Origin of the sequence: Ectobacillus ponti (assembly GCF_024294785.1) — a bacterium.
Taxonomy (GTDB): Bacteria; Bacillota; Bacilli; order Bacillales; family Bacillaceae_G; genus Ectobacillus; species Ectobacillus ponti.
Window position 1 is genome coordinate 300,793 of sequence record NZ_JANCLT010000001.1, and the last position, 18,770, is coordinate 319,562.

The 18,770-nt window shown below is 51.4% G+C and carries 18 protein-coding genes; 4 read left to right on the forward strand and 14 right to left on the reverse strand.

What is annotated here, in order from left to right; translation table 11 throughout:
• From NK662_RS01660 to NK662_RS01670, 3 genes are all read right to left on the reverse strand, one after another.
• Positions 1–3,169, reverse strand: a 3,169-nt coding sequence (locus NK662_RS01660) for a methyl-accepting chemotaxis protein (RefSeq protein ID WP_254756698.1), incomplete at its 3' end; no start/stop codon positions are given.
• A gap of 258 nt (positions 3,170–3,427) precedes the next feature.
• On the reverse strand, positions 3,428–3,913 hold the full coding sequence (locus tag NK662_RS01665) for a response regulator transcription factor (RefSeq protein WP_254756700.1): 486 nt from the start codon (positions 3,911–3,913) through the stop codon (positions 3,428–3,430).
• 10 nt (positions 3,914–3,923) lie between these two features.
• Positions 3,924–4,601 carry an RAD55 family ATPase gene (locus NK662_RS01670; RefSeq protein WP_254756702.1) on the reverse strand — a complete coding sequence of 226 codons (678 nt, stop codon included), beginning with the start codon at positions 4,599–4,601 and terminating at the stop codon, positions 3,924–3,926.
• A 183-nt stretch (positions 4,602–4,784) separates the two neighbouring features.
• On the opposite strand from NK662_RS01670, the gene NK662_RS01675 reads away from it, so the two are divergent.
• The 3 genes from NK662_RS01675 to NK662_RS01685 are packed head-to-tail and all read left to right on the forward strand — an operon-like array spanning position 4,785 to position 8,349.
• A complete protein-coding gene (locus tag NK662_RS01675) occupies positions 4,785–6,131 on the forward strand; it encodes a spore germination protein (protein ID WP_254756704.1) in 1,347 nt (448 codons plus the stop codon).
• 20 nt (positions 6,132–6,151) lie between these two features.
• Complete coding sequence (locus NK662_RS01680; RefSeq protein ID WP_254756706.1) at positions 6,152–7,261, forward strand: GerAB/ArcD/ProY family transporter; 1,110 nt, start codon at positions 6,152–6,154, stop codon at positions 7,259–7,261.
• Positions 7,258–8,349 carry a Ger(x)C family spore germination protein gene (locus tag NK662_RS01685; RefSeq protein WP_254756708.1) on the forward strand — a complete coding sequence of 364 codons (1,092 nt, stop codon included), beginning with the start codon at positions 7,258–7,260 and terminating at the stop codon, positions 8,347–8,349. Before NK662_RS01680 ends, NK662_RS01685 begins: the two co-directional genes overlap by 4 nt.
• Positions 8,350–8,383: 34 nt before the next feature.
• On the opposite strand, the gene NK662_RS01690 is transcribed toward NK662_RS01685, so the two are convergent.
• From NK662_RS01690 to NK662_RS01710, 5 genes are all read right to left on the reverse strand, one after another.
• Complete coding sequence (locus NK662_RS01690) at positions 8,384–8,626, reverse strand: YrhC family protein (RefSeq protein WP_254756709.1); 243 nt, start codon at positions 8,624–8,626, stop codon at positions 8,384–8,386.
• 108 nt (positions 8,627–8,734) lie between these two features.
• Positions 8,735–9,871, reverse strand: a complete 1,137-nt coding sequence (locus tag NK662_RS01695) for a bifunctional cystathionine gamma-lyase/homocysteine desulfhydrase (protein WP_254756711.1) — start codon at positions 9,869–9,871, stop codon at positions 8,735–8,737.
• Between the two features lie 2 nt (positions 9,872–9,873).
• Positions 9,874–10,797, reverse strand: coding sequence for a PLP-dependent cysteine synthase family protein (locus NK662_RS01700; RefSeq protein ID WP_254756713.1), 924 nt, complete (start codon positions 10,795–10,797; stop codon positions 9,874–9,876).
• A 67-nt stretch (positions 10,798–10,864) separates the two neighbouring features.
• A complete protein-coding gene (gene mtnN, locus NK662_RS01705) occupies positions 10,865–11,560 on the reverse strand; it encodes a 5'-methylthioadenosine/S-adenosylhomocysteine nucleosidase (RefSeq protein ID WP_254756715.1) in 696 nt (231 codons plus the stop codon).
• Entirely contained in the window at positions 11,561–12,214 is a 654-nt protein-coding gene (locus tag NK662_RS01710) for a class I SAM-dependent methyltransferase (protein ID WP_254756717.1), read from the reverse strand.
• 138 nt (positions 12,215–12,352) lie between these two features.
• On the opposite strand from NK662_RS01710, the gene NK662_RS01715 reads away from it, so the two are divergent.
• Positions 12,353–12,571 carry a YrzA family protein gene (locus tag NK662_RS01715; protein ID WP_254756719.1) on the forward strand — a complete coding sequence of 73 codons (219 nt, stop codon included), beginning with the start codon at positions 12,353–12,355 and terminating at the stop codon, positions 12,569–12,571.
• Positions 12,572–12,584: 13 nt separating this feature from the next.
• Here NK662_RS01715 and NK662_RS01720 read toward each other — a convergent pair whose 3' ends face one another.
• The 6 genes from NK662_RS01720 to NK662_RS01745 all read right to left on the reverse strand — a co-directional run bounded on the left by NK662_RS01720 (position 12,585) and on the right by NK662_RS01745 (position 18,767).
• Positions 12,585–13,217: a YrrS family protein gene (locus NK662_RS01720; protein ID WP_254756721.1), complete on the reverse strand. Its 633-nt coding sequence runs from the start codon at positions 13,215–13,217 to the stop codon at positions 12,585–12,587.
• A gap of 98 nt (positions 13,218–13,315) precedes the next feature.
• Positions 13,316–15,097, reverse strand: coding sequence for a peptidoglycan D,D-transpeptidase FtsI family protein (locus NK662_RS01725; RefSeq protein WP_254756723.1), 1,782 nt, complete (start codon positions 15,095–15,097; stop codon positions 13,316–13,318).
• Positions 15,098–15,153: 56 nt separating this feature from the next.
• Positions 15,154–15,630 (reverse strand): transcription elongation factor GreA, encoded by a 477-nt coding sequence (greA, locus tag NK662_RS01730; protein WP_254756725.1) that lies wholly within the window; start codon positions 15,628–15,630, stop codon positions 15,154–15,156.
• Between the two features lie 150 nt (positions 15,631–15,780).
• Positions 15,781–16,419 (reverse strand): uridine kinase, encoded by a 639-nt coding sequence (gene udk / locus NK662_RS01735; protein WP_254756727.1) that lies wholly within the window; start codon positions 16,417–16,419, stop codon positions 15,781–15,783.
• A gap of 119 nt (positions 16,420–16,538) precedes the next feature.
• Positions 16,539–17,822: a peptidase U32 family protein gene (locus NK662_RS01740; RefSeq protein ID WP_254756729.1), complete on the reverse strand. Its 1,284-nt coding sequence runs from the start codon at positions 17,820–17,822 to the stop codon at positions 16,539–16,541.
• 15 nt (positions 17,823–17,837) lie between these two features.
• Positions 17,838–18,767 carry a peptidase U32 family protein gene (locus NK662_RS01745; protein WP_254756731.1) on the reverse strand — a complete coding sequence of 310 codons (930 nt, stop codon included), beginning with the start codon at positions 18,765–18,767 and terminating at the stop codon, positions 17,838–17,840.
• Between the last annotated feature and the right edge of the window lie 3 nt (positions 18,768–18,770).

Here is an 18,770-nt window from a genome sequence, read left to right on the forward strand (position 1 = left end):
TCGTTGTTGCCTGCTTCGCCTGTTCCACAGCTGCTTCCGTAATCTGACGCACCTGCTCACGCGCATTTACTACACCCTGAATGACTTCATCCGCTCCATTTGTCAGCTCTCTGGAAGCCAGCGATACTTGGTCAGCCTGCTCATTCATACGCGCTACAGCTGCCACAATATTTTGCGCTTGCTCCGCCTGCTCGGCTGTTGCCTGCGTAATTTGGCGCACCTGCTCGCGGGCACTTTGCACGCCGTATACAATCTCTTCCACAGCCTGTGCTTGCTCCTTCGCAGAAGCAGTTACAGCCTCCGCCTGATGCGTCACATTCTCGACTGCTTTTACAATCGATTTAGACTGGTCAGACTGTTCTTTTGTTGCCACAGTAACCTGGCTGATCTCTTCCGTGATATCAGCAATTCCTGTCACAATGCGCTCCATAGCCATATTCGCGGATTCAGACAGCCGGTTGCCTTCTTCTACCTTTTCAGAACCAATTTCAATTGCTTTAATGACCTGTACCGTCTCGCCTTGAATTCCTTTAATCAGCTTGGAAATCTCTTTTGTAGCAGCCGCTGTGCGTTCTGCCAGCTTGCGCACTTCATCAGCCACGACGCCAAAGCCCTTTCCATGCTCGCCGGCACGCGCCGCCTCAATTGCCGCGTTCAGAGCCAACAGATTTGTCTGTTCTGCAATATCATCGATCACTTCAATGATGCTGCCAATTTCATTGGAGCTGCGGCCGAGGTTTCCGATCACATCGGATGCCTGCTTCACTACTTTGCCAATTTCGCTCATGCCATGAATGGATTGCAACACCGCTTGCTTCCCGACATTCGCATCTTCGTTCACCTTCACGCTCAGCTGATTGATTGTAGCCGCATTCTGGGCTACCTGTTCAATGGATGCCGCCATCTCTTCAATAGATGCTGCTGTCTCCTGTGCAGATACTGTCAGGCTCTCCGCATTGCCGGCTGTATGTTTCACTGCATTGCTGACCTGCTCAATAGATGCAGAGATTTGTTCCACAGAGCTGGCTGTGCTGGAGCTGTTGCCTGCCACCTGCTCTACAGATGCCGCCATTTCTTCAATAGCTGCAGAAGTCTCTTGAATGGTAAGTGTCAGATTGCCGGCATTGCCTGCCACACCACGGATTTGACTGCCCATTTCTTCAATGGCTGCCGATACTTCCTCAACAGAAGCCGCCGTACTTTGCGCGTTCCCTGCCACTTGTTCAATGGACGCTGCCATTTCCTGAATGGATGCCGCTGTCTCCCCTGCAGCTGCAGTCAGGCTTGCCGCATTCTCTGCCACTCCCCCAATGGAAGTGCTCATTTCTTCGATAGACTTTACAATCTGCTCAACAGAGCCTGCTGTGCTGGACGCATTGCCTGCCACCTGCTCGACGGAAGCCGCCATCTCCTGCATCGCTGCCGCTGTTTCCTGTACAGAGGCTGTCAAACTTTCTGCGTTGCCGGCCACGCCTTTGATTTGGCTGCCCATTTCTTCAATCGCTGCTGATACTTCCTCAACAGAGGCGGATGTGCTTTGCGCATTCCCTGCCACCTGTTCCACAGAAACTGCCATTTCCTGAATGGATGCCGCTGTCTCCCCTGCAGCTGCAGTCAGGCTTGCCGCATTCTCTGCCACTCCCCCAATGGAAGTGCTCATTTCTTCGATAGACTTTGCAATCTGCTCAACAGAGCCCGCTGTGCTGGACGCATTGCCTGCCACCTGCTCGACGGAAGCTGCCATCTCCTGCATCGCTGCCGCTGTTTCCTGGGCTGACGCTGTCAGACTTTCTGCGTTGCCGGCCACACCTTTAATTTGGCTGCCCATTTCTTCAATCGCCGCAGACACTTCTTCCACAGAGGCGGACGTGCTTTGTGCGTTGCCGGCCACCTGTTCCACAGAAACTGCCATTTCCTGAATGGATGCCGCAGTTTCCCCTGCAGCTGCAGTCAGGCTTGCCGCATTCTCTGCCACTCCCCCAATGGAAGTGCTCATTTCTTCAATGGACTTTACAATCTGCTCAACAGAGCCCGCTGTGCTGGACGCATTGCCCGCCACCTGCTCGACGGAAGCTGCCATCTCCTGCATCGCTGCCGCTGTTTCCTGGGCTGACGCTGTCAGACTTTCCGCGTTGCCGGCCACTCCCTTAATCTGGCTGCCCATTTCTTCAATCGCCGCAGACACTTCTTCCACAGAGGCGGATGTGCTTTGTGCGTTGCCGGCCACCTGTTCAATCGAGGAAGCCAGTTCCTGTACAGCGCCGTCTGTTTCTGCCGCCGCATGCAGCAAATCCTCTGCATTTAGTGCCACACCAACAATGGAATTCCCCATCTCTTCAATGGATTTGGAAATTTGTTCAACAGAGCCTGCCGTGCTGGACGCATTGCCCGCCACCTGCTCGACGGAAGCTGCCATCTCCTGCATGGCCGCCGCTGTTTCCTGGGCTGACACCGTCAAGCTCTCCGCATTTACTGCCACGCCTTTGATTTGGCTGCCCATTTCTTCCACTGCTGCTGATACCTCTTCCATGGATGCCGTCGCGTCCGTTGCATTTCCTGCAACTCCCGCTACTGCAGCAGCCGTATCCTGCACAGCGCGGAATGTCTCCTCGCACAGCGCTGTAAAGGCAGTTGTCAGACCAGTTCCCTCTGTAACCAACTGCTGCATATCAGCAGCCATGTGGCGGAGCTCCTGCAGAGTCTCTGTATGCCCCTGTGCAGCCGAAGAAAACACCTTCGCTCCTTCTGCCAGCTCATGCATTTGCTTTTCGACGACTTGCATTGTATGCTGCAGGGCACCCGTCTGTTGACGTGCTTCTTGCAGCGCCTTCTCTGCGCGGGAGGCTGTTTGTCCAGTCTGTACGGCTGCGGCTGAACCACTTGTCCAATCATATGCCTTCACAGCCTCCAGCAGCTCTCCTGCATTTTCAATCAGCTCGTTCAATTGCTTCGCTTGCATGGCCAGTTCTGTCAGTGCACGCTCTGAACGCTGCTGGTCGGCTGCCTGTTCTTCCACTGTTGTTCCCTGAGCCGCGAATGAAGCTGCCGCTTCCTGCACAGCACGGGAAAAAGACATGCATGCTTCTACAACCTTTGCCTGCTCGGCAACAGCTTCTGCCAGTGCATCCTCAACATTCAGCCATTTCCAAGCCATCTGTTTAATTCCCATGTATGGTTCTCCTCTCTGTATAACTATCTATATAAAAAATACGATTTATTGTCGGAATAAAAAGGGCATATCCCTTGTACCTCTTATTTTGTCATAAATCTATCAGTCATCCTATAATCCATATTTCCTATTTTCAGCGCCAACCGTCCAATCCATATTAGTACCCTCTTCCTATATCCTTATTACAGGATTTAAGGATGAGAAACCTCATTTGCCAGTCCGCACTTCCATGAAAAAGCCCCGTCTTCCAAGCAAGGCTCAGAACAGACAGGGCGAATTTTGCCACTTATATACAAGTGAGATGAGCTCATACCGGTCATGCACCTGCAATTTGGCATAAATATTGGTAATATGATTCTTGACTGTATTCGGGCTGATGAACAAGGCTTCTCCAATTTCCTGATTGTTCTTGCCCTGCATCAGCAGCTTGACAATATCCTTTTCACGTTTTGTCAGCTGATGCAAGGAGCGGGAGAAGCCCTCATGGCCCTCTCGCTTCTCTCCGCTTTTCTGTAAAGGCTCCACCGGCGATGCCTGCTCCTGCTGCAGCCGATACAAAGGATGCACCCCCGCAAATGACTTCACCCGTTTTTCTGTAGCAAGCGTATGTAAAGCCGCCTGTAAAACTTCCGGTTTTCGCCCCAGCTTTTGCTGCAGGCTGTAAGCACTCTCCAGCGAGAATGGATTTTGTTCAAAAAACTGCATACATTCCTGCTTTACATCTCCAGAAATGAAATCGTCCATGCTGCGCCCCCTACTCCTTGGAATCCAAAGGTTCAATTACGATGCCCTGTCCGGTGATGCGATAGGGATGCTCCCCTTCTGCCGCCGGCACTCCGCGCATTTTCAGCACCTCAACTGTACGCTCAAGCTGCCGCCCCTTTTTGCGGTTGCGCAGCTGCAGCACCCCGTCCATCATGTAGTGCTCCATATTGTAGCCTTCCTGCGCCATAGAACCTTCATTGATCAGAAGGGCTGTCACACCCTTACGGCGCAGCAAATTCCGCAGTGTATACAGCACTGCCCGCTGCTCCCTCTTGTCCGGAGCAAAGCATGAAAATAACCCGATGCCGTCAATTACCAAACGTTGGCAATGCATGCTGCCTATAATGCGCTCCAGCAAACCCTCTGTTGCCAGCATATCATGATATAACGCATACGGGTCAATGCTGAGAAGCTGCAGCTTCCCCTGCTGTTCAGCCGAACGTGAATTCCAGCCAAAAGACTGCATTTGCTGGTGCAGCTGCTCCGGGAGCTCCTGTATCACGATATAGATACCCGGTTCTCCACGCGCGACGCCGCGCCAAATGTATTGCATGCCCATAATGGTCTTGCCGCTGCCGGGAGGCCCTTCCACCAACACAGAAGCATGCTGCGGAATCCCGCCTCCCAACAGCTGGTCCAATCCCTGTATTCCCGTCTCCACAACCATGTCTCATCCCCCCAGCCTGCATGTGCAGGTTCACAATGTGAGATACTACGTATTGTATCTGCAATTGTTTCTTATATACACGAAAACACAACAGAGCTGCTCTGCCGCAATCTGCAGAATGCATGATTTGCAGCCTTTTGACACATAAGAAAGAGTAGAACATGCCGGATGGAGGGGAATTCGATGGATACGCGGGAGTATATAAAGCTTGTAAAGGACAAGCTGCTGGCAAAGCTGCAGCCATTGAATGACTACCAGGTGCAGCAGCTTTCCGCTCACGGCCGGTCGGCTGATTTGATTTATGTTTCCAGTATTTGCGACCTGCAAAAGCTCGAAACTGCCATCATCCAGCCGTTTCGGCAGATTGGGGACAGCAAGGCTTTCCTTGAGGCGTTGCATTCAAGCCCACAAATTACTCCTTATCAAGATGTTGCAGATGCGCTGCAGCAAATGCTCAGCGGCTCAGCCGTCCTGCTGCTCGAGGAAGCCATCTATATGGTGGCGGCCCAAAAGGAATTGGATGTCGGGTTAAATGAAACAACAGTGGAGACCACCCTGCAGGGCCCGCAATACGGGCTGAGCGAGAACCTGGCCACCAGCCTGCAGGTGATCCGCAGCCGCTATCAGGCTGCCAGCCTGCATCTGGACCAATATGTCATCGGGAGACTTTCCAGAACACAGGTTGCAGTCATGTATGACACCGAGCTTGTGGACCAGCAGGCCTTACAGCTCGAGGAGCTGAAGCTGGATATGCTGCAGGCTGTCGGACAACTGGAGAATGCCCTCACCAAGCAGAAGCGGGTCTTGATTCCCCGGATGCTCATTACACAGCGACAGGACCGGGCTGCATTCGCCCTTTCCAAAGGGCAAATTGTCATTCTGTTGGATGGTACATCCTTTGTACTGATTGCGCCTTGCACCTTTCTTGAATTCTTCCAGAGCATGGATGATTTATATCTGCATTTCTGGATCAGCCGTTCCCTGCTTTTACTGCGCTATATCGGCCTGCTCACCTCACTTACACTGCCTGCTCTTTACACGGCACTGACTTCCTATAACCCGGAAATTTTTCGGGTGCAATTTGCCTTGACCATTGCAGGCAGCCGGGCTGCTGTTCCGTATCCTTCCTATTTGGAGGTTTCCTTCATGCTGCTGATGATGGAGCTGATCACGGAGTCCTCCATCCGGCTGCCAAAGGCAATCGGGCCGACAGCGACAACGGTCGGAGGCTTGATCCTTGGACAGGCTGCCGCGGCTGCCGGGCTTGTATCCAATATCATGATTATCATTGTGGCAGCCGTTGCCTTGGCCAACTTTGTCATCCCGATCAATTCCATGAGCTTTGCCGTCCGCATCATCAAATACCTGCTGCTGATTGCGGGTTCCATGTACGGGTTAATTGGAATCATTGGCGGACTGGTGCTTGCAATCTTTGTCTTGACTGATATCCGCTCCTATGGAAAACCGTATCTGCAGCTGTTTTCCAATACAGCCGCACAGAAGCGGGATGTACAGATTCCAAGAAAATAACCGGGAAGGGGGGAGCCGCTTTGACTCGTTATTTCTACTACATTATTCTCATGAATATGCTGTCGAACATTCTGCTGTTTACCCCAACCGTGCTGACCGCCGACCGTTTTCATGGAGCATCGAGCGCCATTCTACTCGCTCTGCCGCTTGGCATGCTCATGCTGCTGCTTTTTTCTAAATCACTGGCAAAATTTCCGGGCAAAGGGCTCCCGGAAATTCTGGATGAGCATCTGCCTCGCTGGTTCAGCCAGTGTATTAAGCTGTATTTGGGGGGAATGTGGCTGCTTGCCGGTTCACTTGTCATCCTTGCCATTACCAGCATTGTCCGCCGGTTTCTGAACCCGGACATCTCCCGCGTGGGAATTATCCTGTTATTTACCATTATTATTGTCTTTGTGGCACAGCGCCCTTCTTCATCCATTCTGTACGGAACAGAAATTATTCTGATGTTTGTTTCCCCGGCCCTCTTCTTTATTATTTTTAAGTCCCTGCGCGAAGAGCACTTGGACTGGTTTGCCATACGGCGGATGAGCGACTATATTTGGCAGGTGCCAAGCTTCGCTTCCCTTGCTGCTTCCACCTATGTATTCACCGGCTATTTAAAAATGGCCGTTTTCAATCGCTCGCTTCACGACGGCATTCAACTAAAGTATGCTTGGGCCATTCCGGTTGTCGCTGCCTTCAATCTCGCCACCACCTTTCTCATCCCAATTGGCATGCTCGGCATAGATGGGGTCGGATATTATATATATCCGTGGATTTCAACTGCAGATTCCATGAGGATGGAATTGGGCGTGATGGAACGGGTGCTGTATACATTTCTGGCCCTATATGCATTTCTGGCCTTCTTGCAGGCCAGCATTAAATGGCATGTTGCCCTGGAATTCGTGAAAAGTATTTTGCCGCGAAAATGGCAGGAAGACATGCAGAGCGAAACACGGAATTGGAAAAACTGGCTGCCCACCGGTATCCTGGTTCTGTTTACCGCCAGTGCTTTCCTCATTGAAAAGCAATTAAATGAACTGCAGACCATCAGCTTTGCCCGCACCTGGCATGAGGTGCGGCTGGTGAGCGAGATGGGCCTGGTGTTGCTGATTTGGTGGATCAGCCGAAGGAAGGCGGTACAATGAAACGGAAATGGCTGCTGCTATGCTTCCTCTTGTTTCTTTTCGCTGGCTGCTCTCTCAAGGATTTGGACAAACGCTTTTTTGTTGTCAGCATGGGCATTGATGCGCTGGAGGAAGGCACAAAGAAATACAGGGTTTCCCTGAAGCTGGCGATTCCATCCCCGAAAATTGTGCCGGGAAAGGAAAATTTTCAGATTATCACCGAGGATGCCAATTCCATTGCTGAGGCAGTGCGCAATGCGAAATCCAAGGTGGATAAAGAACTGGACTTTGCGCATGCCAAGGTGTTTGTGCTTGACGAAGACATCCCGAAGGCTGACATGCTGGACATCATTGATTGGTTCACCCGGCGCCGGGATATTCAGGAGATTTCCTGGTTGACCATCGGCCGCCCCAGTGCTTACGACGTGCTGAAGGTAAAGCCGAAGTCAGAGCGCCTTCCCTCCAATGCGCTGTTTCTCACCTTCGGCCGGGAGGGAACGGAATCTCCTTATATTATTACTACCTACTTATTCGACTTTTACCGCCGGCTGCACGAGAAAGGGCTCGATCCCTACATGCCGGTTACAGAGGCAAGAAAAGGCTATTTTTTGATCGACAAGGTGGCCCTGTTTGATAAAAAAGGGATTAAACTCGTTCTGAACCGGCATGACACACGGATTCTGAACGAGCTTATGACCTCCTTCGAGAAATTCAGCATTAAAGTAAAGGATGGCGGCCTGTTATATTACATCAACATAGAGAACCTCAAAATTACGTACGATTTACAGGACCGCAAAAACGGCAGCGGGCTGGACATTATGATAACAGCCAATTTGACCGGGATTGTTGAAGAAGCCCAGAAGAATATCTCGCCTGATGCCATTCCGCACCTGGAAAAGCTGGCGGCAAAGGAAATGGACGGACGACTGTCAAAGGTGCTGAAGCAGCTGCAGCAGCAGGAGTTGGACCCAATCGGCTTTGGCGAGCGTTATTTGGCTTCGCACTATAATAAGGATGAAGATTGGAAGAAGTGGAAGGAATTATATCCAAAGGCCGTTTTCCGGATACAGACACAGGTCAAGCTGGAAAGCTCCGGAACCATCAAATAAAAGAAAATAAAAGAGACCTCCGAAGCCGGAGGTCTCATCCTTGCTCATATTCTATTTCTTCTGCTTGCTGCTGCGCCAGTTTGGCGCGGCGGAAAAAGAAGAAAGAAGCTCCCAAAAATCCAGTGATGGCAACCATCATCGCATAAATCTGCAGTGCCTGCTTATCATGATTCGGCAGCAGCAGGCCAATCATCAGAAAGGCACCGACTGCCAAAAGCACTTGGCCGAATCGGACATAGTCTGCATGCTTTTGCTGCAGCTCCCTCGCCGTCTTCATATGCTATCACTCTCCCATATACCATTTTATCAGAATGATAAAATATAGGTAGGGAGTAAATGTTTCCAATCAAAAAAGAGATGCCCGGTGCGGGGCATCTCTCCCTCTTTATTCGCCAAGCGCCTGAGTGAGATCTTCGATTAAATCCTCATGATCCTCAATCCCAACGGAAATGCGGATCAGCGTATCGGTAATGCCAAGCGCGGCGCGGCGCTCTGCCGGAATGGAAGCATGCGTCATTTTGGATGGAACTGAAATTAAGCTTTCCACTGCCCCAAGACTTTCAGCCAGCGTGAAATATTTCACCTTGCCCATCAGCTGCTGCAGTGTTTCCTCGCTGTCTACATCAAAGGAAATAATGGCGCCAAAGCCGCTTGCCTGCCGCTGTGCAATCTCATGTCCAGGATGCTCCGCCAACCCCGGGTAGAACACCTTTTTCACCTTCGGATGCTGCTGCAGAAATCTCACAATGGCCTGGGCATTCATCTCATGCTCCTGCATCCGCACACCGAGTGTTTTCAGACCGCGCAGCAGCAGCCAGCTGTCCTGCGGGCCAAGCACGCCACCTGTGGAGTTTTGGACAAAGTGCAGATCCTGCGCCAGTTGTTCGCTGTTCACCACAACAATGCCGGCGACAACGTCACTGTGGCCGCCCAAATATTTCGTGGCGCTGTGCAGCACGATGTCCGCTCCAAGCGTGAGGGGCTGCTGGAAGTAGGAGGTCATGAATGTGTTATCCACAATGGTCAGGAGGTTATGCTCCTTCGCCAGCTTTGCCACAACCGCAATATCCGTAACCTTCAGCAGCGGATTTGTCGGCGTCTCAATATAAATCGCTTTTGTGTTCGGCTGAATGGATGCCTTGACTTCATCCAAATTTGTTGTATCCACGAAGGTATGCTGGAGGCCAAAGCGGTTCAGCACCTTGCTCATGACCCGGTACGTGCCGCCGTATACATCATCCGTCAGCACGACATGGTCGCCGGCGGAAAACAGCATCATCACCGCTGTAATGGCCGCCATGCCGGAGCCGAATGCGAAGCCGGCATGCCCGTTTTCCAGTACCGCCGCCATTTCCTCCAATGCGGCACGGGTCGGGTTGCCGGTACGGGAGTATTCATAGCCCTTATGGTTGCCAATCCCCTCCTGCCGGTATGTGCTCGTCTGGTAAATTGGAACTGTCACTGCGCCGGTCAGCGGGTCGCCCAGATGGATGCCGTGAATCAGCTTTGTTTTTGCTTTCATAATCAATCCCACCCTTTATATATATTCTTGCTTAAATACCGCTCGCTGCTGTCCGGGAAAATAGTCACAATATTGGTGCCCGCCGGCGCCTTCTGCGCCTCCTGCAGGCATGCATACAGCACCGCGCCGGAAGAACTGCCGACAAGCAGGCCTTCCTTTTGAGCCAATTCCTTGACGCAGCGGAATGCGTCGCGGTCTGCTACTGTATAGATACTGTCAAAGTACTCCGGCTTCATGAACGGCGGCAGAAACTCCATGCCGATGCCTTCCGTTGCGTGTGGGCCGGGTTCACCGCCATTCAGGATGGAGCCCTCAGGCTCGACAATGACGGTTTTCACACTCGGATTCTGTTCTTTTAAATAAATAGATGTCCCCATAAAAGTGCCGCCGCTGCCCGCCCCTGCCACGAAAATGTCCACATGGCCGTCCAGTGCTTCCCAAATTTCCGGCCCCAGCGTTTTATAGTACGCACGCGGATTTGCCTCATTGGCAAATTGCTGCGGGCAATACGAACCGGGATGCTCCTGCAGCAGCTCCTTCGCTTTGGCAATCGCCCCTGTCATGCCCTGCTCCGTTGGCGTGTTCACCACAGTTGCCCCAAGTGCCCGCATCAGCTCCTGCTTTTCCATACTGAACTTCTGCGGCACGCACACAATCACCTCAATGCCATATTTCTTTGCCGCCAGCGCGAGCCCGATTCCAGTGTTGCCGGCCGTCGGCTCAATGATGGTCCCGCCAGGCTGCACGAGCCCTTTCTCCAATGCATCCTCCACCAGCTCTTTCCCCAGCCGGTCCTTAATGCTTCCGCCCGGATTGTAGAACTCCAGCTTGGCAAACAAACGAACGCCTTGTGGCAAAGAGAAGCTGGCAAGCTCTGTGAGCGGTGTGTGGCCGATGAGTTCATGGATGCCGCGGTATATCTTCATAATTTACATCCTCCAATATAAAAAGAACGGACAACTGTATGTATCTGTTCAGTTGTCCGGCTTGGTTTTACTGCAGCTCCTGCAGCATTTTCACAACAAAGTTCGTAGAGTGCAATGCCGCCTGATCCAGGAATTGATCAAAGGATACATCAGATTCCTTGCCTGCAATGTCAGACAGAGCACGGATAATGACGAATGGCACCAAATACTGATGGCAAACCTGCGCTACTGCCGCAGCTTCCATTTCCACCGCATACAGATCTGCAAACTTGCCGCGGATGAACTCCACGCGCTGCGGATCATTCATGAAGGAGTCACCTGTTGCGATTGTTCCTTTCACAACCTGGATATCACTTTCCCCGCCCATGCACTTTTCGGCAAGCGCCACCAGCTCCGGATCAGCTGTAAAAGCAGCAGGCATGCCCGGCACTTGGCCGTACTCATAATCAAATGCAGTTACATCCACATCGTGGTGACGCACTTCTGTAGAAATCACGACATCTCCCACATTCAAGGAATGGTGGAAGCCACCGGCTGAGCCTGTATTAATTACCTTTTCAGGCCGATAGCGCTCCAGCAAAATCGTTGTCGCCATCGCTGCATTTACTTTGCCGATGCCGGACTTCAACAGGATCACTTCATGCCCGTTCAGGGTTCCCTTCGTGAATTCACTTCCTGCCACTGTTTCTGTTTCTGCATTCTCCAGCTGATTGCGGAGAATACGCACTTCTTCTTCCATTGCACCGATTACTGCAATTCTCAATTATATCCCTCTTTCTGAATTCTTTACTGCCTCCACCACCCAGACAAAATGATTATAGCGGGTGAACGTAACAGTGAAACCATAGTCAGCAAACATGGATTCCATAATGGGAATGAGCGTATAATATTCGCGTTGCAGGTCAGCCGCCAAATTCGTAAAGCCCTTGGCCAATGCCGTCTGCACAGTCTTATCATACGCCTCACGGTCCGTAAATATCGTGTCAGCGAACACTATTTTACCACCTTCCCGCAGCAATTGACCATATTTCTCTATAGCAAGGCGCTTCTCCTCGTCTGTGAGGTGATGAAAAGCATAAGTGCTGACAATCGTATCAATGTCTGCCGGAGCAGCAAAGCTGAGAAAGTCGCCTTCCCGGATGCTCGTGCCCACAGGCAGCTTTTGCTTTGCAATCCTGCGCATTTCCCGGGAAGGCTCAATGCCATACACATTCCGGCCGGATACCAGCAGCTTCTTCGTCAGATTTCCGGTGCCGACACCAAACTCCAGCACATTTCCAAAGGATTGCTGCACCACTCTATCCAAGATCGCCTCATACCGGGCGAATACTTCCTTATACTCTGGATCTTGCCCCTCAACAAAGGAATCGTATGCTTCAGCCCATTCTTCGAATAAATCGTTGAACTCTGTTCCCATACCGCTAATTCCCCTTTTTCATATCGGATTTATCAACATAATATGCCGGATTGCCAAGAAAGTCAACGAAAACGGTTAGAATCCTGGAGGATGTTTTGTTACACTTGTTATATACCCAATCGAAGGGAGCACCTGAACATGCAGCTATCGTTTCAGCTAATGGAGGATAAAGTGGAGTTTTTTGAGGCTGGCAGTCTGGCCGTATTGGAGAAAAAGGTGAATGAGCAGATTGAAAATAATAAAGCACTGATGCTTGAGGTTCGCAGTGTTTCACATCAGGTCGCCTTTGATCCGGACAGCAAACGCCCGCATTACAGCGCTGTTGTCCATTTCACACTGAAAAAGAGCACCCGCTGAGGTGCTCTTCTCTTTATTGCAAGTCTTCCACCAATGTCGGCTTCCAGCCGGCCTGGTCGACCCATTCAATGTACACTCTATACTTCTGCTTCTTATCTCTTGTCTGGATGAAAGCCTTTGCTTTGTCCGGCCCGTTGTTCCCAAGATGCAGCACCACCATATTATCCACAGGAGTAGAAAGTGCGTAGGACACGGCCTGCAGCATTTCCTTCCAGTCCTGCGATGCGCTGTCATACTTCGTTTCATGTGGTCCGCTTTGGCTTGTTCCAATCGGCTGCCAAGCCGCATTCGTATAAGCGCGCACAGCATCTGACGATTGCTTCGGTGCATCTGCTTGTGCACCTGCCGTTGTTGTGGCTGTTGCTCCATCTGCTTGTGCAGTTGCCTCATCTGTCTTTGTCTGCTCTGTTGGCGCCGTATCTTTTGGTTTCTCTTTTGCAGAGCCGGCTTCCTTTGTCACTGTCTTCTTTTCCACCGCAGCAGGCTTGGCTGTTGTCGGCTTGCTTTCCTGCTTCGGTGATGTGAAGACCTGGAATGCCACCGTAGCCGCTGCCAGCAGCACAATGCCAATCAACACATTCAGCATCAGCGTATACCGCTTCTTTTTGTTCTTCTGCAAGCGGGAGTTTGGAGTATCCGACTTCATCTCATTACCTCCGTTGGTCATTTTGCATATGTGCTATTGTAACACCAATCGGGGGAGGGGTGAAGAAAGAATTCCCTTTTGTTACGAAAATGACATGTTCAGCGCGGCTCTACATCACGCGCCTCTTCCCAGGCTGCCACTGTCTTGACATAATCAGCAAAGACCAGCTTCCCCGGATTGTCTGCTGCAGCTGTTTCCAAATCAACCACCACCAGGGCATACCGCGGTGCCTCGGCCGGGAAATAGCCGGCAAACCACTTGTGGACATAGCCTGCTCTGCCGGTTTCAGCTGTACCGCTCTTTCCGGCTACAGACAACGGCAGATTATAATAGAAGGAACCTGTTCCTTTCGGGCTGGACACCACCCCGCGCAGCAGATGCTGCACCTCTTTCACTGTCTCCGGGGAAAGTGCGCCTCCCGGAAGCTCCTGCTGTGGAAACTGATACAGCTTCGTGCCATTCTTGTATTGGATCTCCCGTACAGCCTTGACCTGCAGCTTCACGCCGTCCCGCGCAATGGTTGCCATCATATTGGCCAAGGCCAATGGAGAGAAGCGGACATTCTTTTGCCCAATAGAGGTTTGGGCAATTGCCTTTGGTATAGCTTTATCGCGCTCCTCGCCCCAAATCTGCCCTTCCTGTTCCTCAGGCAGCTGGCGGAAATCAGCAAAATGAAACAGCTGTCCGTGCCAGCCGACAGTGCCTGTAAGCCCAAGCAGCGCTGCATAATGTTCAATGGCACCCTTATCCTGCTGCTGCAGTTCCCGGCCAAGATCCGCAAAGGTCCGATTACAGCTTTGTGCAAAGCTGTCGGCAAAGGACAGCATGCCAAGCTGCCGCTCACCTGCCCCTTCCCCGTATGGATTCGTATTGCAATCGAACAACCGATTTGCCGGCGCAAGACCTTTGTCAATCGCCGCAGCTGCAATTACCGTTTTGAACACAGATCCCGGGAACTGCGGCTGCAGCATATAGTTGACTGCCCCGCGTTGGTAGGCCGCATTGCTTTCCATGCTGAGCGCCGGGCGGCTCGCCATTGCCAGGATTTCATTGGTTCCCACATCCAGGAGCACCAGTCCGCCTTTGGCAATTCCATGCTGCTCCAGCAGCTTTTCAGCCTGCTGCTGCAAAGCTTTATCCAGCGTTGTTTGCAGTACAACCGGATAAAAAGGATTTGCCGGGTATGTATATTTCACGCGTTTGCCGAAAATTGGCTCTCCCTGCCGATCCACATGGTACAAAAGCTTTGCTTCTCCGTCGGTCAGCAGAAATTCATCGAATGCTCTCTGCAGTCCGGAAATGCCAACTGGCACCGTATCCGGCAGCTTGCCTTCCCCATATTTCTCCGGATAGCGTCTGGCGAGCTCCGCGGTATTCTGTCCGATGATGCCGATAAAATGGGAAGCGATTTGACGGTCTCCTCTGATCCTGGCCTGCGCCGCCACAATGCCGGGCACCCCCAGTTCATTAATCTGATTCATCTGTTCGACTGTCAGCTCCAACGCCTTCCCTGTTCCCTGAAAGACAAAGGGCTGCCGGGCGTCAGCGGCCTGCCGCCGCAGTTCGGATTCCTCCACATGCAGGATCGCAGCCAGCTTCTCCGACGGCCAGCTCATATTTTTTAAAAACGGAAATAAAATTAAGCTTGGGTGATAATCGTCTGTTAATGCTTCACCATTGCGGTCCACAAAGCGGCCTCTGCCATCATCGAGCACCACTGTATGAGTCCGCTGCGCCACACTGTTCGCCAGCAGGTTCACATTTTTCTTTCCAAAGGCCTCCGTGGACACAAGCTGAATCTGGACAAGGCGGGCGGCAAGACAAAAGAGCCCCGCCATGATGAAGCACAACAACACAATGGTTCGTTTGTTTGTTTGCATACAAAACAACACCTCGTCCATCATTGTCGACGAGGTGTTGCCTGTTTCATACCTATTTACTTGACAGAAACGATTTTTACGCGCATTTCGCCGCCCGGCGTCTGCACTGTCACTTCATCGCCTACCTGTTTGCCAAGCAGACTGCGTGCAATCGGGGAGTCATTGGAGATTTTCCCTTCGAAGGGATCAGCCTCTGCACTTCCTACGATCGTGTAGGTTTCCTCATCGCCTTCCGGCAGCTCTTGGAACGTAACAGAGCGGCCCAGTCCGACAACGGAGGAATTGCCTGTTTCTTCTTCAATGATGACCGCATTGCGGATCATATTTTCAATTTGTGTCACACGGCCTTCCACAAATGCCTGCTCATCCTTCGCCGCATCATACTCAGAGTTCTCAGACAAATCGCCGAAGCTGCGCGCGATTTTAATGCGCTCCACAACCTCTTTGCGGCGCACTGTCTTTAAGTATTCCAGTTCTTGCTCCAGCTTCTCTTTGCCCGCTTGTGTCATCGGGTATGTTTTCTCAGTAGCCAATATGTTCCACTCCTTTTTTGTCCCGCCAAAGTTCCCGCCATCCGGCAGCTTATATAAAGACGTCCTCACCTGGGCACAGGTGAGGCTTTTTCATATGTATTCGCCAGTCAGGGAGGAAATCCCTTCCTGGCGACGTCTTTCTCTATACTATTATAAAACGACGGTTTCCTCAAGAATTGTTGCGATTTTTGTTACCATGATGTCAATGGCCACATGGTTCTGGCCGCCTTCCGGGATAATGATATCCGCATAACGCTTGGATGGTTCGATGAACTGATTGTGCATCGGGCGAACCACATTGATATATTGGTCAATAACCGATTCCAGTGTACGGCCGCGGTCTTGAATATCACGCTGCATGCGGCGCAGTATACGAATATCCGCATCTGTATCCACAAACAGCTTAATATCCATCAGATCACGCAAGCGCTTGTCCTCCAACACGAGAATCCCTTCCAGGATGACCACGTCCTTTGGCTCCACATGAATCGTTTCAGCAGAGCGTGTATGGAGCTTGTAATCATACACCGGCTTCTCGATGGCCTCATATTTCAGCAGCTGCTTAATATGGGCAATCAGCAGGTCGTTGTCAAAGGCAAGCGGATGGTCATAGTTTGTTTGCAGCCGCTCTTCAAATGGCAGGTGACTTTGGTCTTTATAGTAATAATCCTGCTCCAGCATCAGAATGGAGTGTCCCCTGAAATGCTCAAAAATTGCTTTTGTGACACTCGTTTTTCCGGACCCCGAGCCGCCGGCAATACCGATTACGACAGGCTTGTTCTTCCCCATGTCCAATTCACTCTTTCTTATTGAGCTGAAGCCGGATGGACCGGCTCCGCTTTTCTTTTTGTTCAGCTGCAGGGACTGGCTTCCTGCCAGGAAGCCAAACGAGTCCCCTCCGCTTTTCTTTATTGCTTCATTCGTTTGCGCATCATGTCATATGGGTGGACCGGCTGGTCTACCTTGATCTTGACGATTTGCAGCGGATGGCGGGCCGCATCGAGCTCGCTGCCTTCTTCATCCACAATCTTCTCCACCTTTTGTGTGAAGTTTTCAATGTCCGGACCGAAGAATTCCACTTCTTGTCCAGGCTTAAAGAAGTTGCGCTGCTGAATGGTCGCAATGCCTGTTTCGGCATCATAGTCGAGCACCATGCCAACGAAGTCATAGGCTGTCTTCTTACTATGGTTGCCATACATTTGCTCCTGATGCCCCGGTACGCCTTCGAAGAACGCGGAGGCTGTCTCACGGTTGGCACACTTGTCCAGCTCTTCAATCCATTCCTGCTTGAACTGGAAGTTGTCCGGATCTGCGCAGTACGCATCAATTACTTTGCGGTATACGCTGACCACTGTCGCAATGTAATGGATGGACTTCATCCGGCCTTCAATCTTCAGACTGTCTACGCCAATTTCAATCATCTTTGGAATGGACAGCAGCAGATTCAGGTCCTTAGGGCTCATGGCAAATGGTGCGTCACTCTCTTCAAACAGCTGGCGCTCTTCTGCCGTCAAGTCCTGGGATGCGGTCTGGATGAGATCATAATCCCAGCGGCAGGACTGGCAGCAGCCGCCGCGGTTGGAGTCGCGGGCTGTCATATGGTTGCTCAAGGTGCAGCGGCCGGAATAGGCAATACACATCGCCCCGTGAATGAAGGCTTCAATCTCAACGTCGACCTTCTCTTTGATTTCCTGAATTTCCTCGGCGCTTGTTTCACGCGCCAATACAAGACGGTGCAAACCCTCTTCCTTCCAGTACTTTGCCGCTTTCCAGTTGGACAGGGACTGCTGGGTGCTCAGGTGAATCTCCAGAGAAGGCGCAGCCTGCTTACAGGTCTCGATAATAAGCGGATCAGCCACGATAATGCCTGTCACCCCTGCACGCTCAATCCCCTGTAAATATTCTGCCAAGCCTTCCATGTTTTCATTATGCGCAAAAATGTTCGTTGTTACGTATATTTTCGCACCATATTTGTTCGCAAACGCCACACCCTCCGCCATTTCCTCCTGTGTGAAGTTATCGGCGTTGGAACGAAGACCGAACTCTTGCCCGCCAAGGAACACAGCGTCGGCTCCATAGCGGACGGCAATCTTCAGCTTTTCCAGATTGCCGGCAGGCGCCAACAGCTCCGGCTTCTTCACAATCACACGCTTGCCGTCAATGATGCGGAAAATTTCTTCTTTTACAGTCATGCTGTTGCCCTCCTCTTAATATACTGTCTCTTTATAAAAGAATCCGGTATCCAGCGGACGGTTCACCGGTTGCATCGCTTCAATCTCTTGGTACAGTTCATCTTTGATATCATAATACGCATCACGGTCTTCCACACACATATCAATTGCTTTGCGGTATTTTTTCGTTACTTCAATGATGTACTCAGAGCTCTTCAGGACACCATCAATTTTGAAGGAATCAATGCCTGCATCAATCAGCTCCTCAAGCTCATCAATGATGCAGATATCATTCGGGCTCATAATATGAGTGCCGTTGACATCCTCAAAAATGGGGTATTTACTGTTTCGTTCTTTATCATGCAGGAACATGTTCGGTTCCATCTTCTTCTGTTCAATCTCCATGTTGCGGCCTTGATATTCAAAATAATTGCCCACCAAAGAACGCTTGGACTGGAACATCGCCGTCATGCCGTGCACCTGCACCTCAATCTCCACTTCCGCATTCTCTTTGATTTCAATTACAGCGTCCATGCTGAGTTCACGCGCCAAGACTGCACGCTTGGCACCCTTGCGTCCCCAGTAGTTGCAAGTGAACCAGTTTGTGGCTGTTGTTTCTGTATTCCAATGCAGCTTCATGCCCGGCGCCGTCTCGCGCACAGCCATCAGCACCGCCGGATCGCCAAATACAACCGCATCTGCATCAGCTTCTGCAACAAATGCAATATAATCATTCAGCTCATCCACTGCGTCATTATGGAATAAGGCGTTCATTGCCACGTATGCCTTTATGCCATTCTCATGGGCAACCGCGATCGCTTCCTTCACTTGCTCACGGGAAAACTCGCCCGCCAGGCGCAAGCCATAGCGCTGTTCGCCGATAATAACCGCATCGGCGCCGGCCTGTGCCAGCAGCTGAATATCGGCGACTGTTTTTGGTGTCACTAACAGTTCTGGTTTCTTCATTCT